Source organism: Methylocystis sp. SC2, from assembly GCF_000304315.1.
In the GTDB taxonomy this organism is placed as follows: Bacteria; Pseudomonadota; Alphaproteobacteria; order Rhizobiales; family Beijerinckiaceae; genus Methylocystis.
Window position 1 is genome coordinate 1,522,900 of the sequence record NC_018485.1, and the last position, 26,030, is coordinate 1,548,929.

The following is a 26,030-nucleotide window of genomic DNA, read 5'->3' on the forward strand; positions in this document are numbered from 1 at the left end:
CCTCACTCAGCGGCTTCAAGGGCCGGCTTGCGGAAGTCCTCGGGAAAATGTCGAAGCGCGCTCTCCACCGGATACGGCGCAAAGCCGCCCAATGCACAGAGCGAGCCAAACTTCATCGTGTGGCAGAGATCCTTGAGGAGCGCGATATTCGCATCGACGTCCAGCCCATTGCGAATCTTGTCGATCGTCTCGACGCCGCGCGTCGATCCCAGTCGGCACGGCGTGCATTTGCCGCAGCTCTCGATGGCGCAGAACTCCATGCCGAAGCGCGCCATCCAGGACATGTCGACGGTGTCGTCGAATACGACGAGGCCGCCATGGCCGATGAGACTGTCCTTGGCCGCGAAGGCTTCATAGTCGATCGGAAGGTCGAAAAGCGACACGGGCACATAGGCGCCGAGCGGGCCGCCGACCTGCACCGCCCGGACGGGCCGGCCCGAGCGGGTGCCGCCGCCGATCTCGTTGACGACGACGCCGAGCGGAATCCCGAAGTCCGTCTCAAAGAGGCCGCCATATTTGACGTTGCCGGCGATCTGCAGCGGCATGGTGCCGCGCGAGCGGCCGACGCCGAGATCGGCGTAATGCTTCGCGCCCTTCTCCATGATCATCGGTATGGTGGCCATGGACAGCACATTGTTGATGACCGTCGGCTTGCCGAAGAGACCGACATGGGCCGGCAGCGGCGGCTTGGCGCGCACGATGCCGCGCTTGCCCTCGAGCGATTCGAGCAGCGAGGTCTCCTCGCCGCAGACATAGGCGCCGGCGCCGATGCGCAGCTCGACGTCGAAGTCGAACCCCGAGCCCTTGACGTTCTTGCCGAGCCAGCCCGCCGCAAGCGCCTTCTCGATCGCCGCCTGAAAGACCTTGGCGACGATCGGATATTCGGAGCGCAGATAGACATAGCCCTTGGAGGCGCCGACGGCGTATCCGCAAATGAGCATGCCTTCGATCAGCGAGAGCGGATCGCCCTCCATGATCATGCGGTCGGCGAAAGTGCCAGAATCGCCCTCGTCGGCGTTGACCACCACATATTTCTGGCCCGGCGGACAGTCCGCCACCGTCTTCCATTTGATGCCCGTCGGAAAGCCCGCGCCGCCGCGGCCGCGCAGGCCTGACTTGGTGACCTCTTCGACGACGGCCGCGGGCCCGATCTCGAAGGCGCGCGTGAGGCCCTTGAATCCCTCATGCGCCTCATATTCGGCGACCGACAGCGGATCGATGACGCCGCAACGAACGAAGGTGACCCGGTTCTGCTTCTTCATCCAGGGATGTTCGTCGACGACCCCGATGTTCAGCAGATGCGCGCCGCCGGTCAGAAAGCCGGCGTCGAACAGCGACGCGACGTCCTTGACCTTGGCCGGGCCGTAACCGACACGGCCCGCGGGAGTCTCCACCTCGATCAGGGGCTCGAGCCAGAGCATTCCACGCGAGCCGTTTCTGACGATCTCGATTGTTTCGCCGCGGGCTGCGGCCTCTTGCGCGACGGCGGCGGCCAGTCTGTCGGCGCCCATCGCAACGGCGGCCATGTCCAGCGGGATATATACTTTCACCATCAGTCGCGCGCCTCCGCGGCGATTTCGTCAAGCATTTCAGCGTCGACGCGGCCGATCGGCTCGCCGTCGTAAAGCGCCGAAGGGCTGTGGGCGCACAGCCCCAGACAATAGACCGGCTCGACCGAAAGGGCGCCGTCCGGAGTCGTTCCGCCCCAGTCGAGCTTCAACTTGTCGAGAAACGCCCGCGCCTGTCGCTCCGCGCCCATCGACTGGCAGGATTCCGCCCGGCAGATCTTCAGCGTGTGGCGGCCATGCGGCGCGCGGTGAAAATCATGATAAAAGGTGACGACGCCATGCATTTCGGCGCGCGAAATATTCAGCGCCTCGGCCATCTGCTTGACGGCGGCGTCGGGCACATAGCCGAACTCTTTTTGGAGCGCGTGCAGAATGGGCATCGCGGGTCCCTCAAGACCCATATGGTCGGCGATGATTTCCCGCGCGCGCTCGTCGCTATACTGAGCAGCGCCAGACATTTCTTCCCTTTCAGTCCGGACGTTGCGCATATGCGGTCGTCCTATTTAGACTAATTCCGAGAACAGTGCCGGAAATCCAAGGCCCGATCAATAGCGACCATCCGTTGCGCGATAGGGCGATCCTATCAACCGTCGAGCGTGTGGCTTTCCGCCAGCTTCTTGGCCTCCGAGACCAAGGCGGCGACCAGCGGAATCACCGGTTCGCGCTGCGGCGCCACAAGGCCGATTTCATGCACAGCCTCCGGCTCGACGATGGGAATGGAGCGCAGCGGCGCCGCCACGTTCAGGGTCCTGGCGAGCTTCTCCGGCAGCACCGTGGCCCAGTGGCCGGCTCTCACATGGTCGAAGAGCAAGATGACGTCATTCGATTCGAGGATCGGCATCGGCTCGGAGCCGCCCTTGCGAATGAGCTGTTCGACGATGCGACGGTTCTGCATGTCCGGCGTGAGAAGGCAGAGATCGATGCGACCAACCTCTCCCCACGTCACCCGGTCGCGGTTCCCGAGCGGATTGTCGGCGAAGGTCAGCAGCCGGTAGCGTTCGGAGCAGAGCGGCACCGCGCGCACGCGCCCCAGCGGCTCATTGTCGAGATAAGTAATGCCGGCGTCGATCTCAAGATTATCGAGCATGGTCAGCACCTCGCTCGACGACGCGGAGATCACCGAAAAGCGCACCCCCGGATGTTTCTCGCGATAGGGCGTCGTCAGCGCCGAGACGATGCCGAGCGCGGTCGGGATCACGGCGATCTTCAGCTGGCCGGTCAGGCCTTCCTTGAGCGTGCGGACTTCCTGACGCATCGCCCGCGCGTCGCCGACGATGCGCTTCGCCCATTCGAGCACCCGCTCGCCCTCGGCGGTCAGGCCGTGGAAGCGCGAGGAACGGTTGACGAGCAACACGCCGAGCGAATCTTCGAGCTGCTTGACGCCGGCCGAGAGCGTGGGCTGGGTGACGCCGCAGATCTCCGCCGCGCGCGAAAAGCTCTTCTCCTTTGCGACGGCGATGAGGAATTCAAGCTTGTCGATCACGACCGAGTCCACAATCGGGTCGCCAAGAGGCAGCAGCCAGGGCGTCACCGGCGCTTTCGTCAACCCGCATGGGCGTCACATTAGCATATCCGCCCAGGCCGCGCCGAAATTTTCAAACGAATCCAAATCCCTCACGCGGATCAGGCAATTTGCCCGATCCGCGCCTAGGCGCGCGATGCGCGTTGGACCTCGTTTCGATTCCTGCTCTACTGAGCGACGGGTTCTTGTCGGAGAATGCGCCAATGCGGTTGATCGTTGGGCTCGTCTTGCAGCTTGTCGGCATCACCCTCATCTGCCTTACGCTGACCGCGGGCTGGGTGATGGTCGACGCGCATCGCGCGATCGAAACGGAGGCGGCGACGTCCGCCGATCGCGTCGCGCACCAGCTCGAAAATCTCTACTGGCAGGCCATCCTCTGGCGGGGCAGCATGCGGCGCGACAAGATTTTGCCCGTTCCCGACTGGGAGTCGCTTTCGACCTTGAAGCTCGTTTCGCCGGGCGTCTGCGTCAGCTATGCGCCGGGGGAAGACGAGCCGCAAACCCTTTGCAGCCAGCTCGAGGGCGTCGGCTCCGACGCGCCGGCATGGTTTGCTTCGGCCTATGAGCGCGTCTTCGGCGCACATGCGCCGATCAGTCGGCCCTTGACCGTGCGGCAACCGGAAACCGGCGCGATCCTCGTCAGGGCGGACGCCGGCGCGGCGATCCGACAAGCCTGGCGGCAGATCTCGATCATCGTCGGCGTTGCGGCCTCGATGGCGGTCTGCATTTGCCTCTTGGCCGCGGTCGCCATCGTCCATGCTCTGGCGCCGACCCGGGCCATCGTCCGCGGACTGCGCCAGCTGGAGCAAGGGAATTACGCCAGCCGGCTCAACGCCATCACGAAAGGCGAGTTCGGCCTGATCGCGCGCGCCGTCAACGACCTCGCCGAGCGGCTGGCGCGAACGACGGCGGAACGGGCCGCGCTCACGAAGCGGCTGTTCGAAGTCCAGGAGGAGGAACGCCGCGCGCTGGCCCGCGACCTGCACGACGAATTCGGCCAGTGCCTGACGGCGACCCTCGCCTTCGCCGGCTCGATCGAAACGGCGGCGGCCGAGAGTGATCCGGGCGTCGCCGAGGACGCCCGCTCGATCGGGCGCGTCGCCAAGCGCATGATGACGACGCTGCGCGACGCGCTTGCCCGGCTGCGCTCGCAAGACCTCGATGAACTCGGGCTCGAAGCCTGTCTCGTCCAGCTCGCGGCGAGCTGGAACGCCAAAGCGGGACGAAAAGCGGTCATCCACCTGAGGCTCACGGGCGACCTCGCCGACCTTCCTCAGACCATATCGACGAGCCTCTATCGCATCGCGCAGGAATGTCTGACCAACGCCATGCGGCACGGCGACTCGAAAAACGTCTATCTGCGCGTCGAGCGCGCGGCGGCGGCCGACGGGCTCGTCGCGCTGACGGTCGAGGATGACGGCGGCGGCGACGCCTCCCGCCTCGCCGCCGCCTCCGGCCACGGCATTCTCGGCATTCGTGAGCGCATCGCGGCTTTTGGCGGCAGTCTGTCGATCAGCGACGCCACGAAAGGCGTGCGCGTCGTCGCGCGCATTCCGCTCATCGCCGTCGCGCCCGCGCCGATGAAAAGTCTCGCGCTCGCATGACCACAATTCTTCTTGTCGACGACCACCCGATCGTTCGGGAGGGATATCGGCGGCTCCTGGAGCGCCAGCCCGATTACAGAATCGTCGCCGAAGCCGCCAACGCCGCGCAGGCTTATCAGGCCTATCGGAAGGTTTCGCCCGACATCGTCATCATGGATCTTTCTCTCCCGGGCGCGAGCGGCGTCGAAGCGGTCCGCCACATCAGGCAGTGGGACAGAAGCGCGCGCATTCTCATCTTCACCATGCACAGCGGCGCGGCTTTCGCGCTGAAAGCGTTTGAAGCCGGCGCATCCGGCTATGTCACCAAAAGCAGCGACGCCGCCGAGCTGCTCCGCGCCGTCGCGATCATCGCCAAAGGCGGCCGGGCGCTCAGCGACGACGTCGCGCGCGAGATCGCCGCCGAGCGACTGGGCGAAGGCCGCGCGCTCGTCGATGAGCTTGGCCCCAGAGAGACGGAGATCTTGCGGCTCGTCGCGTCGGGCCGAACGACCGAGGACATCGCCGGCATCTTAAATCTCAGTCCGAAAACCGTTCAGAACTACCATTATCAGATCAAATCCAAGATCGGCGCGCGCACCGACGCCCATCTCGTGTGGCTCGCCATCGGCGCAGGACTTGTCGGCGACGCGTCGGCGACCTGATCGGCTTCCCCAGGAAATTTGCCCAGACCGCCGCAGGCGAAAGGCCGAAGCTTCCAGCGCTTCGCGCAGCTACGCCTTCAACTGCAACAGCGGAGCCTGGCGATGGTCAAGAAGACGCTCACTCACCTTTTGTTATCGGCGCTCATCACACTCGCGGCCGAAGCCTTCGCGGCCGGCGCGTGCGCGCAATCCTCGCCGCCGATGAAACTCGCGGTCTTTGACATCGAACTCGACGACTTCACCGCCGGGGGTCCGATCGCCGGGGAAAGCGCGGAAGAAACGGCGCGCCTCCAGCGGATGACCGCGCTGGCGCGGGAGCTGTTGGCCCAATCGGGCCTGTTCGACATCGTCGACGGAAGCGCGGCGACGGATCAGAGGGTAAAGGACCATTGGCTGCGCAAGTGCAACGGCTGCGACGCCGACATTGCGCGCACGCTTGGCGCGGACCTGTCCTTCGTCTGCTTCTTTCGAAAAGTCAGCGTTATGGAGCAATATCTCGAAATGCGCATTCGCGACGCGCGCACGGGAGAACTGGCGCATATCTCGCAGACGGATCTGCGCGGGGAGACCGACCAGTCATGGACCCGGGCGCTGAAATTCCTGATGAGATATCATCTTGTCGAGCCGGAACTCGCGCGTCGGCGCCATCCGCCTCAGCCGTGACGGCGGCCCGCGCTTTCCTGAAGTCATGGTTAACAGCTTATCAACAACCGCCCCCGAATCGCCCAATTCCGAGCCTATTTCCGGCTGTGCGCCTTAGGCGCTATTATATATAGGCGGCGTTTTCATGCGATCCCGCGCGTTTCAGCGCCGGGTGACGGGGCTAGGCGGATGATCTTCTCGAAATCCACATTGGTTGCGGCGACGAGCGTATTGCTGATCGTGTTTGGCGCCGCCGCGCCCGCCCGCGCGACTCCGTCGATCGTCGTCGATGTGGCGTCGGGGGCCGTCCTCTCGCATGATCAGGCGACCGCCTCCTGGTTTCCCGCCTCGGTGACGAAGCTGATGACGGCCTATGTCGCGCTCGACGCGGTGCGCCAGGGACGCATCACGCTCGACACGCCGGTGATGATGTCGCCGCGCGCCTGCCGCGCGGCGCCTTCCAAGATGGGCTTTCGCGCCGGCTCGGAAGTCACCCTGCACAACGCGCTCGTCATGCTGATGGTGAAGTCCGCCAACGACATCGCCGTCGCCATCGCGGAAGGCGTGTCCGGCTCGGTCGAAGCCTTCGCCGACGAGATGAACCGCGCCTCCGCGTCGCTCGGCATGACGCAATCGGTTTGGTACAATCCCAACGGCCTCCCCGACGAACGGCAGGTCACGTCGGCGCGCGATCTCGCCATTCTCGGCCGCGCGCTCTACCTGCAGTTTCCCGAGCACGCCAATCTGTTCAACATCGGCGCGATGCAGCTCGGCAAGCAGATCATCCCCACGCATAACCATCTTCTCGGCCGCTACGCCGGCGCCGACGGCATGAAGACCGGGTTCACATGTTCGGCCGGCTTCAATCTTGTCGCCTCGGCCACGCGCGGCGGCCGACGCTTGATCGCCGTCGTCCTCGGCGCGCCCAATCCGATCCTGCGCACGGCGAAGACGGCGGCGCTGCTCGATCGCGGCTTCCAGAGCGGCGCGGCCGTCGCCTCCTTGGCGTCCCTGCCCAGCTCCGGACCAACGGCGGCGCCTGACTTGCGCGAGTCCGTGTGCCACCACCGCGGCCCGGCGGCGGCGGAGTTCATGGCGGAGATCGAGGACGCCTCGGTCCCAGTCGGATCCGGCGTTCCGCTGCTCGACACGCTGGGCGCTCCGCAGCAGCAGATGAACGCCAAGGAAATCGCGCATCTGCCGCGCCCGCGTTTCGAGCCGGTGTCCGTCTATGTGGGACGCGCGCCGGGCTATGTCGGGCCGGTGGCGCGAGCCCGCGCACCGGGCGCGCCGGTCGGCGAGCAGCCTGATCTCGCCGCCTATGCGTCGCAGCCGGAGGCGGGCGACGCCAGCGCCTCGCCGATCAGCAAGCCGGCGCCCGACGCCGTATCGCTGCGACGCGCCAAACACGCCAAGGCCGTGAAAGCGGCGCGCGCCGCCAGGGCGGCGAAGCCGGACGCTGTAAAGGTCGACGACATCGTCGCCGACGAACCAGCCGCGAAGCCCAAGGCGGCGAGAAGCGCGACGAAGCCGAAAGTGGCCGCGCCGCACGCCGCGGCGCAAAAGCCCGCGGCCGCGAAGGCGCACCCCGCCGCCGAACCGGGCAAGAGCTGAGAATCGCCCTAGGATCGTTCGTTCTGGAAACGCGCGGCGTTTTCGGCGAAGATGCGCGCCTTCCGCGAACAGGAAATTTCTTCTGCTCCGGCGCGAGTTCCGCTGAATGAACGATCTGACCATGGCCGCCGCTCGTCGCGCGACGCGCTCGGCGCCGCCGCCAATTCCGCTGACCGTCATCACCGGCTTCCTGGGCGCCGGCAAGACCACGCTGCTCAACCGCCTGCTCGCCTCGCCGGCGCTCGCGGAGACGCTCGTCCTCATCAATGAGTTCGGCGAGATCGGCCTCGATCATCTCTTCATCGAGAAGATCGACGGCGACATGGTGATGATGAGTTCGGGCTGCGTGTGCTGTTCAATCCGCGGCGATCTGGTGAACACGCTCGAAGATCTGCTGAAGCGGCTCGACAATGGCCGGATCAAGCCGTTCAAGCGCGTCGTGCTGGAAACGACCGGCCTCGCCGATCCCGCGCCGATCCTGCACACGATCATGTCCCACGCCTATCTCATGATGCGCTATCGGCTCGACGGCGTCGTCACGCTCATTGATGCGGTGAACGGCGAAGCGACGCTCGACGCGCATGAGGAAGCCGTCAAACAGGCCGCCGTCGCCGACCGGCTCGTCATCGCCAAGACGGATCTGCCGCAAGGCGCCGAGCGCGCGGATGCGTTAAAGGCGCGGCTGGCGCGGCTGAATCCGGGCGCCCTACAGCTTGACGCCGTCAAGGGCGAAGCGACGCCCGAGGCGCTCCTCAACTGCGGCCTCTATGATCCCGCGACCAAGACGCCGCGCGTGAAAGAGTGGCTCAACGCCGAAGCGGTGGAAACCGCGCAGGCGCATGATCACCATGAGCATGAGCATGAGCATGAGCATGAGCATGACCATGGTCATGGTCATGGTCATGGCCACGATCACGACCATGAGCATCGCCACGAAGCGCAGGGCCATCGCCACGACGTGAACCGGCATGACGCCCATATCCGCGCCTTCTGCTTTTCCTCCGAGACGCCGCTGACGCCGGCCTCCTTCGACATTTTCATCGACCTTTTGCGCCACACGCATGGGCCGCGGATGCTGCGCGTGAAGGGCATCGTGGCGCTCGCCGACGATCCGTCGCGCCCCGTGGCGTTCCATGGCGTGCAGCATGTCTTTCACCCGCCGCACCGCCTCGAGGCGTGGCCGGACGCGGACAGGCGCACGCGCATCGTCTTCATCGTCAAGGATCTCGACGAGGGCTTCGTCCATGGACTCTACGGCGCGCTCGTCAATCACCCCGCGCCCGACCGTCCCGACGCGCAGGCGCTCACCGCGAATCCGCTTGCGCCGAAAGCGGGCGGCCTGCTCGGCTAGAGCGCTTCCCGATCACAGGGAATCATGTGATCGATAAGGAATCGCTCCAAATCAAAACGTTGGAGCAGGTTCTCATCGAAAAAGCCTGTCAACTTTTTCGGAACCTGCTCTACGGCCGGTTGAACAGATCGGCGACGCGGCGCTCGGCGTCCTGGAGCGTCTCGATCCATCGAGGCGGCAGTTTGGCGAATGCGCCGGCCGCTTGCGATGAGAACCAATCGGCGACGGCGTGAGCGATCGACGATATGCCGCTCTCGAGGCGCGACGGCCGATGCGTTCCACGCAGCCAGAGGGCCAGCGTCGGGAACGCCGTGACGGTCACCATCGCGGCGCCGACAAGCGCGGACGCCGTCTCCGGCGCCAGCTGTCCTCTTCCGACGCCGAGATAGGTGAGCGCGACGACAAGCGGCAGGGTGGTCGACGACAACAGCGCCAGCGCCGGCATGTCCCGCTCCGGCAGCGTGCCGCGAAAAAGATTCAGCGGCGCGAGACGAATGAGCAGGAAGGCGACGCAAAAAAACGCGAAGAGCGCGACGGTCGCGGGACTCCTGACGAGCGCCACAAAGTCGAATGACGCGCCGCTTTCAATAAAAAACAGCGGAATTAAAAAGCCGGAGCCGATGGCGGTCAGGCGATCGTTGAGGATTTCGGCCTTGGTGCCTCGCACCAGGACCGCGACGGCCATGCCCGCCATATAGGAGCCGACCACAAGCTCCATCCCCAGCCTGTCGGCGAATGAGACGAAGCCAAGCAAAACGACGAGCGCGATTCGAATTGGCAGAAGCTCGCCGTCGCCAAGCCAATATACGATGCTTTCGGCCAGCCGGTCCGAACGCGCGGTCTTGAGAAAAAAGATCGCGGCGAGTCCGAGCGCGATGAAAAGCCCGCTTAACAGCGTCTGATGGAGATGATGGTTGTGTTGCGCCAGAACGATCGAGGCGAGAATGAGCGGTCCAAGTTCGCTGACCGCCGCGACGCCAAGGACATAGCGTCCGAAATCATTATCGAGATCGCCGGCCTGCCGCAAAATCGGGATCAATATGCCGAACGCCGTGGTCGGCAGGATCAGCGCGACGAGAAGCGGCGCCTGCACGAGCCCAACAAGATAAAGCAGTCCGGAAATAAGCGCCGATAGGCTCAAGGAAACGAGCCATGCGAAAAATCCCAGTCGTAGCGGCTTTCCCGTTATTTCCTTCTGATTGAACTCGAATCCCGCCTGAAAAAACAAATAGACCAGCCCAAACTCCATTAAAAAAGTGACGGCGCCGTCCGCCGTCACCAGCCCGGCCCCGCTTGGGCCCACGAGCATGCCCAGCAACAGTTCGACGGCGACGATCGGCGCGCGCGCAAAAGCCGGAATTCTGTTGAGCAGCGGCGCGAGCACGGCGATGCAGGAGATGACGAAGATCGTGTGGAATTCGCTCATGGGGGCGCCAATCTCCTTGGGGTCCGCTTGGCGCAGACGGCGCCCTCGCCGCCCGGCCGGACAATGATTCTTTTGCTGACCCTTACGATGCGTTAGGGTCCCGCCTGTGCTCAAGTCCTGATTTGCGACCAAGGGTTCGTCGCGCCAGGCGTTGCGCGCAGCAGGCCGCAAAGAGCGGCCTGCAAAGCTTCTTGCACGGCTTATTGAGTGGGTCGCCGATGACGCGCAGCCGAGCGACTGGCCTGCTTCGAGCCCTCGCGCGGGCGGGACATGCGCTTCTCGACCTCGTCTATCCGCCCTCCTGCCTCGTCTGCCGGAGGGCTGTCGCGTTTCACGGCGCGATCTGCCCCGAGTGCTGGCGCGACATCGCCTTCATCGAACGCCCCTATTGCGAGCGGCTCGGCACGCCGTTCGAACGCGACCTGGCGCAGCCGGGGTTGATCTCGCTGGAAGCGGCCGCGAACCCGCCGGCCTTCGGCCGCGCCAGGGCCGTCGCCCGCTATGACAGCGACAAGGCCCGCGCCCTGACGCACCGGCTGAAATATTACGACCGGCTGGAGCTCGCCGAACCGATGGGCCGCTGGATGGCGCGGGCCGGCGCCGAAATCCTCGCCGACGCCGACGTGATCGTGCCCATCCCCTTGCACCGACTGCGGATTTTGGCGCGGCGGTTCAACCAGTCGGCAGCCCTGGCGCAGGCGATCGCGCGCGCGAGCGCCGTGCCGGTGGAGACCATGGCGCTGCAGCGCGTCAAGCCGACGGCGCCGCAGGTGGGGCTGACGCGAGCGCAGCGCGCCGCCAATCTCTCCGGCGCCTTTCGCGTCGAACCGGAGCGGGCGGACGCCATCCACGGGCGCAATGTCGTGCTCGTCGACGACGTGCTGACCACCGGGGCGACCGCCAACGCGGCGACGCGCGCCTTGCTCAAGGCGGGCGCGGCGCGCGTCGATCTCCTCGTGTTCGCACGGGCCGTGACAAGCGCATGAAGGCCGGCGTATAAGCGCGAATGGCCCCCCGCATCGAAATCTACACCACGCCGACCTGCCCCTATTGCCTCGCCGCGAAGCGGCTGCTGACGCAAAAGGGCGCTGAATTCGAAGAAATCTCGGTGGCCTGGGACCCGCTCGGACGCCGCCGCATGAGCCAGCGCGCCAACGGCCGCTCGACGGTGCCGCAGATCTTCATCGACGACAAGCACATCGGCGGCTGCGACGAGCTTCACGCGCTCGAAGGCGAGGGAAAGCTCGACGCGCTCCTCGCCGGCGGAGCGACGTCATGATCCGCTACTCGCTCATCTGCGACGCCGGCCACAGCTTCGACAGCTGGTTTCGCGACAGCGCAAGCTTTGAAAAGCAGGCGGCCGAAGGACAGATCGCCTGCCCCTTCTGCGACTCGACGAAGATTACGCGCGACGTCATGGCGCCCCATATCGCCAAGCCGCGCGACGACGCGGCGCAGGATCTGCGCATGAAGCTGCGCGAGCTGCACGACACGGTGGTCGCGCATACCGAAGATGTCGGCGACCGCTTCCCCGAGGAGGCGCGCGCCATGGAGGACGGCGAGACCGAGCGCCGCGCCATCCGCGGCCGCGCCACATTCGAAGAAGCGAAGGCGCTGCTCGAAGAGGGAATCGAAATTCTGCCGATCCCGGGCCTGCCCAGCGACAGCAACTGAACTTGCCCGCTCCGGTCGTCATTGTCGGCGCCAGTTTTTCTGGACTGGCCTGCGCTCATGCGCTCGCGGAACGCGGCGTCGCCACAACCATCATCGAACGCAAAACCGAGCCCGGCGAAAAGCCGCATACGACGGGCATTCTCGTACGCGAGGCGGTGGACGAGATCGATTGGCTCGGGCCGCTGCCGAAGCACATCACGCGACGCGTCGAGGGCGTGCGGCTCTATGCGCCCGATATGCGCTGCATCGATCTTTCCGCGCCGGGCTATTACTTTCTTGCAACCGACACGCCGGAGCTGATGCGCTTGCTCGCGCAGCGTTGCCAAACGGCCGGCGTGCGCATTCAGTATGGCGCGCCGTTCACCAAAGCGACGGCGCACGCGAAGGGCTATGCGCTGCCGGACGGCGCGGAAGCCTGCTATCTCGTCGGCGCCGACGGCCCGAAGTCGCATGTCGCGAAGACGCTCTCGCTTGGCGAGAACCGCCATTTCATCTTCGGCATGGAACATGAGTATGCAGGCGTCGATTTCAACGCGAGCGATCGGCTGCATTGCTTCATCGATAAGCGCCTGGCGCCGGGCTACATCGGCTGGATCATCGCCGGCGTCGGCGTGACGCAAGTCGGTCTCGCGCGAAGGAGTGGCGTCGGCGGGATCGCCGAAGCGAAGACCGCGATGACCGCATTTTTGAAAAAACTCGCGCCCATCGCCGATTTTCGTGATCGCGCGCCGACCAATGTGCGCGCAGGGCTCATTCCTTGCGGCGGTCTCGTTTCGCCGCTGGCGGCCCCGCGCGCGCTGCTAGTCGGCGACGCCGCCGGCATGGTTTCGCCGGTCACAGCCGGCGGCATTCATACGGCGTTGCGTCATGGACGCGCCGCTGGCGTCGCCATTGCGGACTTTCTTAAGGGACGCAAGGCTGATCCAGCGCAATGGCTGCCCGATTCCTATCCACGTTTTCGCTTAAAGCGGACTCTGCGCTGGAGCTATGACAATTTTCAAAGCGACGCCGCGTTCAATCTGCTGCTGCGCTCTTCCGCCATGCGCGCAGCCGCAAGCGTCGTATTTTTCCACAGAATGCGCGCGCGGTGAGGCGCATGTCCTGCGCCGTCATCACAATTGTCCTTCATTCAGTTCGCCAATTTCGAACGTGTCCAAAAGCCCCTCCAGCTTCGACTTGATCTCCGGCCAAGTCGGCGCAATCAGAACAGCTGATGGGAGAGCTGATAGATGAAGGGATTCAAAAAAAATAAGAGAGAATAAAATAATTGGGCTTTCGATCCATAAAATACTTGGATCCTCCAATTGAATGCCTGATTAGCCCGGCAAATGGACGAGGAGAGCAAGAGACAATAATACTTCAGGAATACACAAAATTGATAGAAGCAATATTATTTTTAACGGTAGTTTAACATATAATGCAACTGGAAGAGAAGAAACAACAAATGCGACGAAGGCCATGAGCGCAATTAAAGCCCAACCGAAAAGCGGTGGCGCTTCCTCCATGAACGAAGGAGGTATCACTCCAAAAAAGGGGAAAATTATTAGCGTTATGAACGCGAATACAATGATCATACCAATATAAGGCAGGACAAAAAACTGAAATAGGAGTAAAACGAAGATCAGCCCGACCTTCGAGTGGAGTTCAAGGCTCGTAAAATCAATGAGCCCCCCGCGACGCCATATGTTGTCTTTCATCTTATTTCCGCTCAAAAAGGCGCTTCGGTGAAGCCTGCCCTCAATATCCTGGGCCGCTCGTTCCCGCTCAGGCCTTCAGCCTGTCGAGAATGACACGGCAATCTGACCCCCGCGCCGTCATCACAATTGTCCTTCGTTCAGTTCGCCAATTTCGAACGTGTCCAAAAGCCGTTCCAGCTTCCGCTTGATCTCCGGCCACATCGGCATGAATATTCGCGGGAAGTCGGCCTCAATCCGGGCGTCCAGACGCGCATAGCGGAAAAACATCTGGCATTCGGGGCGACGATCCCATCCTGAGTCTTCCGTGTGATCCTTGATTTCATCCGCCTGACACTTGAACCATAGGTCGATCGGTTTTCTGTCGACATAGTAGAAATCGATGGCCTCAGCCCCCCCCCAGTTCGGTCTTGTAGCGGCTCATATCTCCGATGACGCCGACGCGCTTCAAATTGAACTTGTCCGGCTTTGGGCCAACAGTCAGGTGGCTTGATTTCAAAGACACGCTCTCTGGATCAAGAAAAATCCGTTGTGTGTCATAGAAATTTTTTTCAATTACTCGAACCTTTTCAGCCTCCTTACCCTGAACTTTTGCTTGGGATCTCACGCTCACAACCATCTTTATTGTATCGAGCCCTCGACGTCGGATGTGTCGATCGGTCGGTTGCAGGACCGTGAAATCCGGCAGATCGACTCCGATGCTGAATCCATGCACATAGACGTCCCGATAGTTCGGATCTGGATAGCCGGGCATTGTCGCGGACTCGCACCCGACATCGGCCCATGTCACATATTCGGCCGGCACGCGCAGGCGGACGCGCCAGCCCGGCGGGTCCATCAACCAGCGCAGTTCGAGAACACGACGCCCGTCCGGATCATTGACGAAGCGTTCGTTAGGGACGCAGTCGGTCTTCTTGGTTTTCACCGCGAAGACATTGCCGCCGATATGGTTCGCCACCCAAAAAAGCGCGGCGACGATTGCGAGAGGGCCAACAAGCCACGACGCAAACCGATAAATGGAAACGCCGGAAAGTAGGGATGTGAACGCAGCGGAGCAGATGCGACTCCCCGCGAAAAAGCTGGCAAAGGCGGATAGGCTCATGTGAAGCCCGCGCGGCCGAACGATGCCGCTCATGGCTTGCTCCGGCGAAATGGTGCAGCCGTTGTCAATGCGCTTCACAACGTAGTATCGGACCACACGCTAACATGTAACACTGAACGTAAGAAGAATTGCTGCCAACAAACTCCACGCTTATCCCCTCAGCTTGAAATGGATATGTCGCATCTTTCCTCGAAACGCCCCAGCCGTAGTCTCCAAATTCACGATCTGCTCCCACATTACGAGATATTTTATTGTAGTCAGAAGATATAGAGGCGTCTATGTATGAATAATCATCTAACGATTCTATTTCTATTTGTTTCTTAATATGAGATATAGCCTCAGAGTCAGTAAAAGTCAAATTCTTATCCACGCACTCGAAGACAGAATATCTCAAGAAATGGCTAGCCACCGCGTGAATAAGAAACAGAAGCACGAACACGACCACTGTTATCAATATTATTTTCGCCACGCCCCATACGACGCTCAATAAGAATTTCAACATGGCGCTTTCACGCCGTCATTCCCGACGCGCGAAGCGCGATCGGGAATCCAGAAAAAAACCGATCATGCACCGCGTTTGCTCCTGGATTCCCGATCAGGCCTGCGGCCTGCCGGGAATGACACGTCATTGCAACACGCAAAAAACCATCGCGCCCATTCGTGCAAGAACCGGCGCCCGAATGAGACGGGCTTCGTGTCGATGAATGGCCAGCCGACAGGCGTCGAGCATGACGACGTCCGTACGATCGAGCGCCGTCATCACAATTGTCCTTCATTCAGTTCGCCAATTTCGAATGTGTCCAAAAGCCGTTCCAGCTTCAGCTAGAACCACCATCGGTTCTCCTACATATTCGTACGCCTCTGTGGATCGCTAAGACGTTTGACACAAGCAAGGCCACCAGGGACACCAGCAGAGGAATCATACAAAATTCCCCCACTAGCCTTCTTATCGACCCATGAGCCAGAAATTGACGAACATGTTCATGGAAATCAGGAACCACAAAGTAAAAAACAATCCCAAACAGAATTAGTGAACCCATGTATATTGACACCAACATCAGCGTAAATTGCACGCACGAAAGCCTTCTACCAGCCCTTAAGAAGTATAAGTACAGAGCGTCAACGCGAGAAAATATTGCATAGAGCATCAAAACGAGAGCCGCAGAAAAATACAAGACAACCGCATAATAAAAGGATTGATAGTCAATCCTCCCCACATGAAATAGATAATCTAATATATAAAGCAACACAACGAAGCCGGCCGCAGATCCCCAGATACATGTCCCGGCCAACTTCGTATGTGAGGTATAGATGCCCACGTATTGTCCTCCAGTTTTTGACTCGACCAGCCAGGAGCGAACCAGCATGCGCTTTCAAGCGGCCCTCGCTTACAATCCTGAAGAAAGTGTGCGCACATTGAGCGCTGCGTCGAATTCGTAATATTGAGGCGCCTTCGGCTTTCGTCCGCGCATGCGCCGACTCTCCGCCGCAGTTTCAGCCGCCGCCTGCATCATGCGCCGCCCTTCCTCTGAAATCCTAGCCGCTCGTTCCCGCTCAGGCCTTCGGCCTGTCGAGAATGACACGATAATGCGAGTCGTCATTGCGCGCCGCAGGCGAAGCAATCCATCGTCGCGCCGTTGCTCTGGAGTGCTTCGTCGCCGCGCTCCTCGCAATATGGCGCCCGCAAATCATCGAAAACCAAAGAAATTGAAAAAGCACCCATAACCAGTCATTCAACCAAACACTCGCGGCTGAGCCGATATATTCAACCCTATGGTTGAATTAGAAGCGCCTCAACTTGACGCCGTCTTTCACGCGCTCGCGACGCCACGCGCCGGCGGATGCTTCGCGATCTCGCCAAGAGCGAACGAACCGTCGGCCAGCTTGCGGCGCCTTTCGCGATCTCGCTCGCTGCCGCCTCGAAGCACGTCAAGGCGCTTGAGAATGCAGGGCTGATCCGGCGCGAAGTGCGCGGCCGCGCCCATATCTGCCGCCTCGCTCCTGGTCCGCTCGCCAGCGCCCACGCGTGGCTGAATTTCTACGCGCGCTTTTGGACAGACCGTCTGGATGCGCTCGAAGGGCTCCTCCTGACGGAGGACGCACGCCGTTCCGACGCCTGCAAAGGAGACGACTCATGACCGATCTTGCAACGCCAAATGCTTATGGCGCGCTCACCGAACCCGCCACCTTGACGATCGAGCGCCTTCTCCCCGGCCCCATAGAGCGCGTATGGGCCTATCTCACGGAGAGCGAACTGCGCCGCAAATGGCTGGCGGCGGGGCCGATGGAGATGAAGGTCGGCGCGCCCTTCGAGTTCGTCTGGCGCAACGACGAACTGACTGATCCGCCTGGTCAGCGGCCGCCCGACTTTGGCGACGAGCACCGGATGCAAAGCCGCATCACCGAGGTCGATCCGCCCCGCAAGCTTGCCTTCGCATGGCAAGGCAGCGGCGACGTTTCCTTCGAGCTCGAGCCAAGGGGCGATCACGTGTTGCTGACCGTGATCCATCGACGTCTGCCCGACCGCGCAACCCTGTTGAAGGTCGGCGCCGGCTGGCACATGCACCTCGACATCCTGGTCGCCCGAGCGACAGGCAGGAAGCCTGCGCCATTCTGGGAAGGCTGGAGCCAACTGCAGAAGGAATACGACAGGCGGATGCCCGCCTGACGGCGCGTTATTGGGGTTGGCGACCGAAAGCCGGTCGCCAATAAGCCGCTTTGGCGGGAAACCGCGCTCACCCCTGCGGCAGATCGAATCGCTGGCAGCTGATCGCGCTCAGGCGGCCTCGCGCCCGCTCCTGATCGGAGGCGCGCTTGGCTAGGGAGCGGATCAGAATGAAGCCGCGCTTCGCCGGCGCCGTGAGCCGCACTTCCTGCGGCGGCGGGGCGTCGCCCTCATCGGCGCTCGTCAGCGCGTCGATCTGGCGCGCGTCGCCGACGACGATGTCGATCTTGCCTTTGATCGCCGAACGGTCGGTCATCGAATGATAGATGCGGCCGGCGTTGGCGTGAAATGAGAGCCCGAGAAAATCCTCGCCGTCGACGCTCGTCTTGACCCGCAGCGGACCCTTGGCGAGATCATAGACGCAGACCGCCTCGGCGAAGGCCGGATCCTCGAAGGGCAGCGTCTCGGCGCCGGGCGCCATCTGCGGCAGCATCACCAGGCCTTCCGCCGGCGCGGCGCTCTTCACATAGGTCGCCAGTCGCGCGAGCGCGTCGTTCGGGGCCACGGTGGGCATCAGCAGCACCGAAACGATATGCACGATTCCCGCGACGAGCAGCGTCGCGAACAGCCACGGCAAGAGGTCGAGATAGCGATCGGGAATATTCAGGCGCATCCGAGCTTCACGATTTTTGGAAAGCCATTTGGATCTGGAGCCGACTCAATGTCGAGCGGCGTATCATAGAGCCGCAGCATGACGACGAAGTCCTTCGCGCCGCCCGGCGACAGCCAATTGCCGGGCCGCGCCTCGCGGGCGACGTCGATCTCAAAGGCGCCGCCCTCCTTGCGCAGAACGTCGACCGAGGAATAGCCATAGCGCTCGGTGGGATTGCCGAGCAGCCGGCCGTCGGGGCTCGCCAGCGCGATCGTCCAGAAGCGCGCGGCGGGCAAGGGATCGATGATGCGATAGTCGCATTCGGCGCTGAGCGGCGCACCATTGGAGTCGGCGCGGGCGATGAAGGCCAGTCCCTGATCGCGGCCGAGCGGCGCTTCTCCGGAACGCGAAATGACCGCCCGCGCATAAGGGTCGATGTCGGCGCCGCCGATATGCGGCCAGGCGGTCCATGGCCCGGCGCGCAGGGAATTGAAGCCATAGCCGGCGTTGAGCGACAGGACGGTCGCAAACAGGCCGATGCCGACGCCGGCGATCATCGCCGAGGCGGCGCGCAGATAATTTGCGTAAGGCTTGAGGTCCAAGGGTGCGCTCCCGCCGCTAACGGATGACGCCGACGGCGGCGCCGCTCGCGCGCTGCGCCTCGCGCCGATCGACGTCGGATGCGGCGGGGTCGGGCGCTTCGAGCCCGCTCTGCTTGTCGCCGCCGACAGCCTTGATCTTCATTTGAAGCGATTCCAGCGCCTGCATCGCGCCCCTGGACAGAGTCGCGGGACGCTGCGGCGCGCCAAGTTCGAGCGGCTTGACGACATTGGCGTTGACGGCGGCGGTCGCGCCCTTGGGATCGGGCCGCAAGCCGACGATCGGCTTGAGGATCGCGCCCTGATGCGCGTAGGCCATGATGTCGTGCCAGGTGCCCGCCGGCAGCGTGCCGCCGGTCATGTTGTTCATCGGGGCGTTGTCGTCATTGCCGTACCAGACGCAGCCGCCCATCGTTCCGGAATAGCCGCAGAACCAGGCGTCCTTATAGCCATTGGTGGTGCCGGTCTTGCCGATCACGTCGATGCCCTCGCCGAGCTGCGCGCGTTTGCCGGTGCCTTCCTCGACGACCTTCTTCATCATGCCGGCGAGTTCGACGACCTTGTCGAGCGGCACCGCCTGCGTTTGCGGCGGCGCGTCGCGGTCGTGGCGATAGAGCAGATCGCCTTGGCGGTTGCGGATTTCGACGGCGGCGTAAGGCGTGACCTTTTTGCCGCCGTTGACGAAGGCGCCATAGGCGGCGGAATGTTCGAGCGGAATGACGTCGCTCTGTCCGACGGGAAGCGAAGGCGTGTCTTCGAGCGGCGTGGTGATGCCGAGCCGCCGGCAGGTTTCGATGATCTTGGCGCGGCCGATGCGCGAATCGCCCTTGCCGATCGCCTGCGACAGTTGGATGGCGACGGTGTTCAAGGATTTCGCCAGCGCCATGGCGAGCGGCATGGAGCCGGCATAGCCGCCGCTGTAATTATGGACGCAATAATTGCCGATGCAGGTCGGCCGGTCGGTGACGATGGTCGTCGGCTTGAAACGGCCGGTCATCAGCGCGGTGAGATAGACATAGGGCTTGAAGGAGGAGCCCGGCTGGCGCGCGGCGTCGGTCGCGCGGTTGAACTGGCTTGCGCCATAATCCCTGCCGCCGACGATGGCGCGCACGGCGCCGTCCGGCTCCATGACGACCGCGGCGCTCTGCTTGACATGGAAGCTGCGGCCCTGCTCGCGCAGATTGGTTTCGATGACGTCTTCGGCGCGCTTCTGGACGTTGGAATCGAGCGTGGTGCGCACGCTGAGCACGCGATTGTCGCCAAGCTTGCCGTCCTGCGCCAATTTGCGGATTTCGCCATAGGCGTAATCAAGATACCAGTCGGGGCTCGTCTCGCGGGCGCGGTCGATCGGCGTCGCCGGACTGCGCTGCGCCGCGATGATCTGGCTATCGGTCATGAAGCCCGCGTCGACGAGATTGTTCAAGACGTCGTTGGCCCGCGCGCGCGCCGCCGGCAGATTGACGTGCGGCGCATATTTCGTCGGCGCCTTGAAGAGGCCGGCGAGCATCGCCGCCTCGGCGAGCGTGACGTCCTTGACCGACTTGCCGAAATAGAACTCGGCCGCCGCCTGAATGCCGAAGGCGCCGCCGCCCATATAGACGCGATCGAGATAGAGCTTGAGGATTTCGCGCTTGGTCAGATGATGCTCGAGCCACAGCGCCAGAAAGGCCTCGTTGATCTTGCGGGTGATGGTGCGCTCATTTGAAAGGAAAAGATTCTTGGCGAGCTGCTGGCTGATGGAGGAGCCGCCCTGCACCACGCCCGATGAGCGCGCATTGACCGTGAGCGCCCGCAGCGTGCCGATCACGTCGATGCCGAAATGCTCGTAGAAGCGGCGGTCTTCCGTCGCCAGCACCGCCTTGATAAGATGATCGGGATATTGCTCGAGCGGCACGGCGTCGTCATGCTTGATGCCGCGCTGGCCGACTTCCGCGCCGTAGCGATCGAGGAAGGTGACGGCGAGATCGGTCTGCTTGAGCCAATTCTCGTCGCTGGTCATCTGGAAGGCCGAGGAAGCGAGCGCCATGGCGACGATGCCCGCGCCGAGGCCGAGCGTCAGCGCTTCGCAGGAGAGCTCCACGCCGACCCGGGCAAGGCCCGAGACATGGAACCGCTCCATGAAGGTCGAAAAATCCTCATAGAGCTCGCGGGCGCGCCGCCCGCTCTGGAACATGGCGGAATCGATCAGCGCATCGACCGCGAGCAGGATGCGCCGCAAGCGCTTGGCGAAAGCAGAAGCCTGGAAACGCTCCAACACAGCTCAAATGCTCCCCGCGCCGATAAGACTTATCGGCGCTTTGTGGACACTAACACTTTTTTAACCATCTTGACGACAGTCCGCGCGACCCACACTGCGTTATGGTTTCTGTCGCGCAAAGCGCAAGTCGAAAGAGAAGGATGGCGTTAAAAAAAGGCAAAAATGCCCCAGATCACGCTGTAGGCGGTGGGAAACCTAAAAATCCGAATCATGAGACCGGGTCCAGAAGCGTCGAGCGCGCCGAAAAACCGGGGTCGAGTCTTCCGCGGCGCGCCCTCCCGGGCGAGGCCGCGCGGACCGAGGCGCCATTCTGGGAACAGCCGCTGTCGGACCTCACCCGCGCCGAATGGGAACAGCTGTGCGACGGCTGCGGCCGCTGCTGTCTGGTGAAGCTCGAGGACGAGGACACCGGCGCGATCTATCACACGAGCGTCGCCTGCAAACTGCTGGACCAGCAGAGCTGCCGCTGCGGCGACTATCCGCGGCGACGGCGCTACGTGCCGGACTGCGTGCGGCTCACGCTCGAGAAGCTTGCAGATATTCCCTGGCTGCCGCCGACCTGCGCCTATGTGCTGCGCTTTCGGGGCAAGCCGCTGCCGCCCTGGCATCCGCTGATCTCCGGCGATCCGGAAAGCGTCTCTCGCGCCGGCGTCTCGGCGCGGGGCCGGATCGAGGCCAGCGAGGATGAGGTCGAGATCGACGATCTGCCGGATTTTATCCGGCTGTGGCCGAAGCGCTGGCCGAAGAAGGCGCGGTGGTGACGGGCGCCTGAGATTTTCTCTATGTAGGTTTTTATTCCTTGACACCCGGACGATGGTCCTATAGAAAAGCGCCATGCTCCAAAATTGCGCTTGAGCGGCGCGAATAAGTTTACCGGCGCGGCGTCCCCTCCTCCCCTGTCTCCCCGCGCCTTCTGGTCCCCTCGCGCGTCGGGACGCCTTGCGTCTTGAGCCGAGGGGATTTTTTTGGAGCGCGGGAAAGAACCGTTTGGCCGGGTTGTCCTTCCCGACACGCAAAGCGTGGCTCTGGATTGCCCGATCAGGCCTTCAGCCCCTCAGGAATGACACCCGACTTGAACGCTCAACAGCCGTCATTCCCGACGCGCGGAGCGCGATCGGGAATCCAGGGGCGACGCCAAATACGCTTGTTGTGACTCTGGATTCCCGGTCGGACCTGCGGTTCGCCGGGAATGATGGGGTGGACGGCCCCGCCTCAACGGCATCTAAAGTGCCAAGACGTGGTCGCCGGAGCGCCACAGAGAGGGAGGCCGTCCATGAAGAAGTTTATCAGAATCGGGATTGATTTGGGCAAGCGGTATTTTCAAGTTCACGCGCTGGTGAGCGAGGATGGGCGGGCCGTCACGCGCAAGCTGCGGCGGGATGGTTTTCTTGCTTTTTTCGCCGAGGCGGGGCCCTGCCTGATCGGCATGGAAGCCTGCGGCTCGGCGCATTATTGGGGACGCGAACTGCGCGCCATGGGCCATGACGTGCGCCTGATCCCGCCGATTTACGTCAAGCCCTATGTCAAGCGCGGCAAGAACGACGCGGTCGACGCCGCGGCGGTGTGCGAGGCCGTGTCGCGGCCAGACATGCGCTTCGTGCCGATCAAAAGCGCCGAGAACCAGGCGAGCTTGATGCTGCACAAGACGCGCGAGCTTCTGGTCAAGCAGCGCACCATGAGCGTCAATGCGCTGCGCGGACATCTCGCGGAGTTTGGCGTCGTCGCCGCCAAGGGCGTCGGCCATGCGGGCGAACTGCTGGAAAAAGCCAAGAATGACGCGACGCTTCCAGAAATCGCCAAGGCGACCGTAAAGATTTTCGTCCAGCAGCTGGAGGCGATCAGCGCCGCGATCGTCGCGCTCGATAAAGAGATCGCCAACGTCCATGCGCAAAGCGAGATCAGCAAATTGCTCGCCGGCGTCCCCGGCGTCGGCAAGATCGTCGCCACGGCGATCGTCGCCAGCGTCCCGGACCCCAGCGTCTTCAAATCCGCGCGCGACTTTGCCGCCTGGCTCGGCCTCACGCCCAGGCAAAACTCCAGCGGCGGCAAGGAAAAGCTCGGCGCCATCACCAAGCAGGGCAACCGCTATCTGCGCAAGCTGCTGACGCTCGGCGCGACCTCGCTGTTGCGCGTGGCCGGCAAACGCAACGGCGTTCTGCGCGATTGGCTCGTCGCCCTCCTGGCCAGGAAGCCGGCGCGGCTCGTGAGCCTCGCGCTCGCCAACAAGCTGGCGCGGATCATCTGGGCCATGATGACGACCGGCGAGGCCTTCCGAACCCAGATCATGGCGCGCGCAGGGAAGCCCTCGATGGCGTAACCGTTCGAACCATCCAGTTTGGCGAGGGCGAAACATCGACGTGATGAACGACAGGGTCGGAAACGACGACGAAGGACACTCCGCTACGTGTCACGTGCACAAAGCTCGCGGGAATGATCAGGAGCCTTCGCAGTCGAACTTCATCAGGGCCAGCGGACATACGCGCCGCGCCAAAAGGCCGGACATATGACCGAAACCCGCCACCAGGTTCACCGCGCCGACAAAAAACCGCTTGCCAAGCGGGGCCGTCCACATATGACACTGCGCAGCGGCTACCATTGAAGAGCAATATAGAGCTTTTCAAAAAGTGAACATGTCGCTCTATTCCCGATCAGGCCTACGGCCTGTCGGGAATGACACGCCAAACGATCAGTTGTTGAGGTCGAAATAGAGGTCTTTCCAAGCGGGATTGATCGTCTCGATCAATTCAAGCTTCCAACGCCGCTCCCACTTCTTCAACTGCTTTTCTCGCGCGATGGCTTCGCTCACGTCGCCGTAGGTTTCATACCAAACGAGCATGTGAACATTATATCGCGATGTGAAACCTCGGGCCTGTTTGGCCTTGTGCTCATAAATGCGCCGTGCCAAATCATTGGTCACGCCGACATAGAGCGTGCTGTTTCGCGCACTCGCGAGCATGTAGACAAAGTAACGTCGCTCCATCTTCGGGGCTTCCGGCTTGTCATTCCCGACGCGCGGAGCGCGATCGGGAATCCAGGGGCAAGATCAACCACGATTGGTGTGACTCTGGATTCCCGATCAGGCCTTCGGCCTGTCGGGAATGACACCCCTGGTCACTATAGCAAAACAAGCCGAGCGTAACTTCTGGAGACTGGCTGATGGCGGCCAAATCCGTCCCGCCATGCGATGAAAAGATCGCGCAGGCGAAGCTTCTCTACGACTCTGGCGTCACGCCGATCAGCGAAATTCTCGAACTGCTCGGCATGACGCAGGCGCAGTTCCACACATACCGAGTCAACAACAACTGGCCGCTGCGCGCCTCCGCCTGCGCGCCGCGCAAGAAAGCGCAGGACGCCGCGCCGCCGCCGGCAAGGAAGCCGCGCGACGCGAATCGGCTGATCGCCCGACTCGAAGACGCGGTCCAACAGGAATTCGCGCGCGCCGAAGCGGCGCTCGCCAAACCCGCGCCCAAGACCATCGAGGCGAGCGCCCGCACGCTCGCCAGCCTCGTCAAGACGCTCGCCGAATTGAAGCGCATGCGGCGCGAGAACAACGATCGCGAGAACGACGCCAACGATGACAGCGACCACGCCGGGAGCGAGCGAGACAGCGACGCGCCGCCACGCGAATTGGCCGAACTCCGCGCGGAGCTTGCTCGACGGCTTGAACGATTGCGCGGCGCGGGGCCGGCTGAATGAGACGCTCGAAGGTCTGAGCGCAAGAGAGCTGGCGCGGCTGCTCGACGATTGGGAATTCGTCGCGCGGCGCGATCAATGGCCGCCGCCCCTCGCCGCGAGCGGCGCGCCCTGGCGCACATGGCTGATCCTCGGCGGACGCGGCGCCGGCAAGACGCGCGCCGGCGCCGAATGGGTGAAGGCGCTGGCGCTCGGCCGCGCGCAATTTTCGCTGGCGCCGCTCGGCCGCATCGCGCTCGTCGGCGAGACGGCCGCCGATGTGCGCGAAGTGATGGTCGAAGGCGTCTCCGGCCTCCTCGCGGTGCATGGGCGGCGCGAACGGCCGCGCTGGGAGACGACGCGCCGGCGGCTCGTCTGGGAGTCCGGCGCCGTCGCGCAGGCCTTTTCCGCGGAAGATCCGGAAAGCCTGCGCGGCCCGCAGTTTCACGCCGCCTGGTGCGATGAACTCGCGAAATGGCGTTATGCCAGGGAGACATGGGACATGCTGCAATTCGGCCTGCGTCTCGGCGACTGGCCGCGTCAGCTCGTGACGACGACGCCGCGGCCGCTGCCGCTCTTGAAAGAGCTGATCGCCAATCCGACGAGCGTCGTGACGCGCGCCTTGACGCGCGAGAACGCCGCCAATCTTGCGCCGTCATTTCTCGAAAGCGTCGTCGCGCAATATGCCGGCACGCGATTGGGCCGCCAGGAGCTCGACGGCGAAATACTCGACGAGCGCAAGGATGCGCTGTGGACTCGCGACATGCTGGAGCGCGCCCGTGTGCATGAGGCGCCCCCCTTGAAGCGCATCGTCGTCGCGGTCGACCCGCCGGCGAGTTCGGGAAAACGCGCCGACAATTGCGGCCTCGTCGCCGCGGGGATCGAAGAAGCAGGCATGCTTTACGTTCTCGCCGACGCGACTCTATCCGCGGCGCGTCCGGCGCAATGGGCGCGCGCGGCGATCGCGCTCTATCACAAGCTCTCGGCCGACGCGCTTGTCGCCGAAGTCAATCAGGGCGGCGAGATGGTGCGCGCCGTGCTGAACGAAGCCGACCCATCGGCGCCCGTGACCATGGCGCGCGCGACGCGCGGCAAATATTTGCGCGCCGCGCCGGTCGCGCAGCTCTATGAACAGGGCCGCGTCAAACATGTCGGCGCCTTTCCGGCGCTCGAAGACGAGATGTGCGATTTCGCCGCCGACGGACTTTCGTCCGGGCGAAGTCCCGACCGGCTCGACGCGCTGGTCTGGGCGATTACCGCGCTCGCCTTGACGCCAAAGGCGCCGGAGCCCCGCATGCGGCGGGTCTAAAGGGACGCCTCCCTACCCTCCCCTCGCCGGGGAGGGTC

The 26,030-nt window shown here is 63.1% G+C and carries 25 protein-coding genes and 1 pseudogene; 15 read left to right on the forward strand and 11 right to left on the reverse strand.

Features of this window, described 5'->3' with window-relative positions; genetic code table 11:
* Positions 1 to 2: 2 nt before the first annotated feature.
* The 3 genes from BN69_RS07270 to BN69_RS07280 all read right to left on the reverse strand — a co-directional run bounded on the left by BN69_RS07270 (position 3) and on the right by BN69_RS07280 (position 3,051).
* Positions 3 to 1,553, reverse strand: a complete 1,551-nt coding sequence (locus tag BN69_RS07270) for a formate dehydrogenase beta subunit (RefSeq protein ID WP_014890933.1) — start codon at positions 1,551 to 1,553, stop codon at positions 3 to 5.
* Complete coding sequence (locus tag BN69_RS07275) at positions 1,553 to 2,026, reverse strand: formate dehydrogenase subunit gamma (RefSeq protein WP_014890934.1); 474 nt, start codon at positions 2,024 to 2,026, stop codon at positions 1,553 to 1,555. The genes BN69_RS07270 and BN69_RS07275 overlap by 1 nt, the downstream gene beginning before the upstream one ends.
* Before the next feature lie 125 nt (positions 2,027 to 2,151).
* On the reverse strand, positions 2,152 to 3,051 hold the full coding sequence (locus tag BN69_RS07280; RefSeq protein WP_041927207.1) for a LysR family transcriptional regulator: 900 nt from the start codon (positions 3,049 to 3,051) through the stop codon (positions 2,152 to 2,154).
* A gap of 242 nt (positions 3,052 to 3,293) precedes the next feature.
* On the opposite strand from BN69_RS07280, the gene BN69_RS07285 reads away from it, so the two are divergent.
* From BN69_RS07285 to BN69_RS07305, 5 genes are all read left to right on the forward strand, one after another.
* Positions 3,294 to 4,694 carry a sensor histidine kinase gene (locus BN69_RS07285; RefSeq protein ID WP_014890936.1) on the forward strand — a complete coding sequence of 467 codons (1,401 nt, stop codon included), beginning with the start codon at positions 3,294 to 3,296 and terminating at the stop codon, positions 4,692 to 4,694.
* Positions 4,691 to 5,335: a response regulator gene (locus BN69_RS07290; RefSeq protein ID WP_014890937.1), complete on the forward strand. Its 645-nt coding sequence runs from the start codon at positions 4,691 to 4,693 to the stop codon at positions 5,333 to 5,335. Before BN69_RS07285 ends, BN69_RS07290 begins: the two co-directional genes overlap by 4 nt.
* A gap of 102 nt (positions 5,336 to 5,437) precedes the next feature.
* On the forward strand, positions 5,438 to 5,998 hold the full coding sequence (locus tag BN69_RS07295) for a DUF3280 domain-containing protein (protein ID WP_014890938.1): 561 nt from the start codon (positions 5,438 to 5,440) through the stop codon (positions 5,996 to 5,998).
* 168 nt (positions 5,999 to 6,166) lie between these two features.
* Positions 6,167 to 7,591 (forward strand): serine hydrolase, encoded by a 1,425-nt coding sequence (locus tag BN69_RS07300; RefSeq protein WP_014890939.1) that lies wholly within the window; start codon positions 6,167 to 6,169, stop codon positions 7,589 to 7,591.
* A gap of 106 nt (positions 7,592 to 7,697) precedes the next feature.
* Positions 7,698 to 8,942: a CobW family GTP-binding protein gene (locus tag BN69_RS07305; RefSeq protein WP_014890940.1), complete on the forward strand. Its 1,245-nt coding sequence runs from the start codon at positions 7,698 to 7,700 to the stop codon at positions 8,940 to 8,942.
* 109 nt (positions 8,943 to 9,051) lie between these two features.
* On the opposite strand, the gene BN69_RS07310 is transcribed toward BN69_RS07305, so the two are convergent.
* Positions 9,052 to 10,368, reverse strand: a complete 1,317-nt coding sequence (locus BN69_RS07310; RefSeq protein WP_014890941.1) for a cation:proton antiporter — start codon at positions 10,366 to 10,368, stop codon at positions 9,052 to 9,054.
* A gap of 218 nt (positions 10,369 to 10,586) precedes the next feature.
* On the opposite strand from BN69_RS07310, the gene BN69_RS07315 reads away from it, so the two are divergent.
* The 4 genes from BN69_RS07315 to BN69_RS07330 are packed head-to-tail and all read left to right on the forward strand — an operon-like array spanning position 10,587 to position 13,133.
* On the forward strand, positions 10,587 to 11,354 hold the full coding sequence (locus BN69_RS07315) for a ComF family protein (protein ID WP_014890942.1): 768 nt from the start codon (positions 10,587 to 10,589) through the stop codon (positions 11,352 to 11,354).
* A gap of 20 nt (positions 11,355 to 11,374) precedes the next feature.
* Positions 11,375 to 11,647 (forward strand): glutaredoxin 3, encoded by a 273-nt coding sequence (gene grxC / locus BN69_RS07320; RefSeq protein ID WP_014890943.1) that lies wholly within the window; start codon positions 11,375 to 11,377, stop codon positions 11,645 to 11,647.
* Positions 11,644 to 12,042 carry a DUF1178 family protein gene (locus BN69_RS07325; protein WP_014890944.1) on the forward strand — a complete coding sequence of 133 codons (399 nt, stop codon included), beginning with the start codon at positions 11,644 to 11,646 and terminating at the stop codon, positions 12,040 to 12,042. The genes grxC and BN69_RS07325 overlap by 4 nt, the downstream gene beginning before the upstream one ends.
* Before the next feature lie 2 nt (positions 12,043 to 12,044).
* Positions 12,045 to 13,133, forward strand: a complete 1,089-nt coding sequence (locus tag BN69_RS07330) for an NAD(P)/FAD-dependent oxidoreductase (RefSeq protein ID WP_014890945.1) — start codon at positions 12,045 to 12,047, stop codon at positions 13,131 to 13,133.
* Positions 13,134 to 13,859: 726 nt separating this feature from the next.
* Here the strand turns inward: BN69_RS07330 and BN69_RS19425 are convergent.
* The 3 genes from BN69_RS19425 to BN69_RS19965 form a co-directional block, all read right to left on the reverse strand.
* Positions 13,860 to 14,006, reverse strand: a complete 147-nt coding sequence (locus BN69_RS19425; RefSeq protein WP_158491300.1) for a hypothetical protein — start codon at positions 14,004 to 14,006, stop codon at positions 13,860 to 13,862.
* 118 nt (positions 14,007 to 14,124) lie between these two features.
* Positions 14,125 to 14,871 (reverse strand): hypothetical protein, encoded by a 747-nt coding sequence (locus BN69_RS07340; RefSeq protein ID WP_148277059.1) that lies wholly within the window; start codon positions 14,869 to 14,871, stop codon positions 14,125 to 14,127.
* 592 nt (positions 14,872 to 15,463) lie between these two features.
* A complete protein-coding gene (locus tag BN69_RS19965; protein ID WP_256364811.1) occupies positions 15,464 to 15,598 on the reverse strand; it encodes a hypothetical protein in 135 nt (44 codons plus the stop codon).
* A 1,013-nt stretch (positions 15,599 to 16,611) separates the two neighbouring features.
* Here BN69_RS19965 and BN69_RS07345 point away from each other — a divergent pair.
* Both BN69_RS07345 and BN69_RS07350 read left to right on the forward strand, forming a co-directional pair.
* Positions 16,612 to 16,976, forward strand: a pseudogene (locus BN69_RS07345) (ArsR/SmtB family transcription factor).
* A complete protein-coding gene (locus BN69_RS07350) occupies positions 16,973 to 17,506 on the forward strand; it encodes an SRPBCC family protein (protein ID WP_014890950.1) in 534 nt (177 codons plus the stop codon). The pseudogene BN69_RS07345 and the gene BN69_RS07350 overlap by 4 nt, the downstream one beginning before the upstream one ends.
* A 67-nt stretch (positions 17,507 to 17,573) precedes the next feature.
* On the opposite strand, the gene BN69_RS07355 is transcribed toward BN69_RS07350, so the two are convergent.
* From BN69_RS07355 to BN69_RS07365, 3 genes are read right to left on the reverse strand one after another with little or no spacing between them, the layout of a single operon-like run.
* Positions 17,574 to 18,176: a DUF1254 domain-containing protein gene (locus BN69_RS07355; protein ID WP_014890951.1), complete on the reverse strand. Its 603-nt coding sequence runs from the start codon at positions 18,174 to 18,176 to the stop codon at positions 17,574 to 17,576.
* Positions 18,167 to 18,757: a DUF1214 domain-containing protein gene (locus BN69_RS07360; protein WP_014890952.1), complete on the reverse strand. Its 591-nt coding sequence runs from the start codon at positions 18,755 to 18,757 to the stop codon at positions 18,167 to 18,169. The genes BN69_RS07355 and BN69_RS07360 overlap by 10 nt, the downstream gene beginning before the upstream one ends.
* 16 nt (positions 18,758 to 18,773) lie before the next feature.
* Positions 18,774 to 21,011, reverse strand: coding sequence for a transglycosylase domain-containing protein (locus tag BN69_RS07365; protein WP_014890953.1), 2,238 nt, complete (start codon positions 21,009 to 21,011; stop codon positions 18,774 to 18,776).
* Between the two features lie 140 nt (positions 21,012 to 21,151).
* On the opposite strand from BN69_RS07365, the gene BN69_RS07370 reads away from it, so the two are divergent.
* Positions 21,152 to 21,772, forward strand: a complete 621-nt coding sequence (locus BN69_RS07370; protein WP_014890954.1) for a YcgN family cysteine cluster protein — start codon at positions 21,152 to 21,154, stop codon at positions 21,770 to 21,772.
* A gap of 512 nt (positions 21,773 to 22,284) precedes the next feature.
* Complete coding sequence (locus BN69_RS07375; protein WP_014889743.1) at positions 22,285 to 23,328, forward strand: IS110 family RNA-guided transposase; 1,044 nt, start codon at positions 22,285 to 22,287, stop codon at positions 23,326 to 23,328.
* 369 nt (positions 23,329 to 23,697) lie between these two features.
* On the opposite strand, the gene BN69_RS07380 is transcribed toward BN69_RS07375, so the two are convergent.
* Positions 23,698 to 23,991 (reverse strand): GIY-YIG nuclease family protein, encoded by a 294-nt coding sequence (locus BN69_RS07380; protein ID WP_014890955.1) that lies wholly within the window; start codon positions 23,989 to 23,991, stop codon positions 23,698 to 23,700.
* A 176-nt stretch (positions 23,992 to 24,167) separates the two neighbouring features.
* On the opposite strand from BN69_RS07380, the gene BN69_RS07385 reads away from it, so the two are divergent.
* Together BN69_RS07385 and BN69_RS07390 are read left to right on the forward strand one after the other, a co-directional pair.
* A complete protein-coding gene (locus BN69_RS07385) occupies positions 24,168 to 24,707 on the forward strand; it encodes a hypothetical protein (protein ID WP_014890956.1) in 540 nt (179 codons plus the stop codon).
* A gap of 13 nt (positions 24,708 to 24,720) precedes the next feature.
* Positions 24,721 to 25,992, forward strand: a complete 1,272-nt coding sequence (locus BN69_RS07390) for a DNA-packaging protein (protein WP_051013410.1) — start codon at positions 24,721 to 24,723, stop codon at positions 25,990 to 25,992.
* The last annotated feature ends 38 nt before the right edge of the window (positions 25,993 to 26,030 follow it).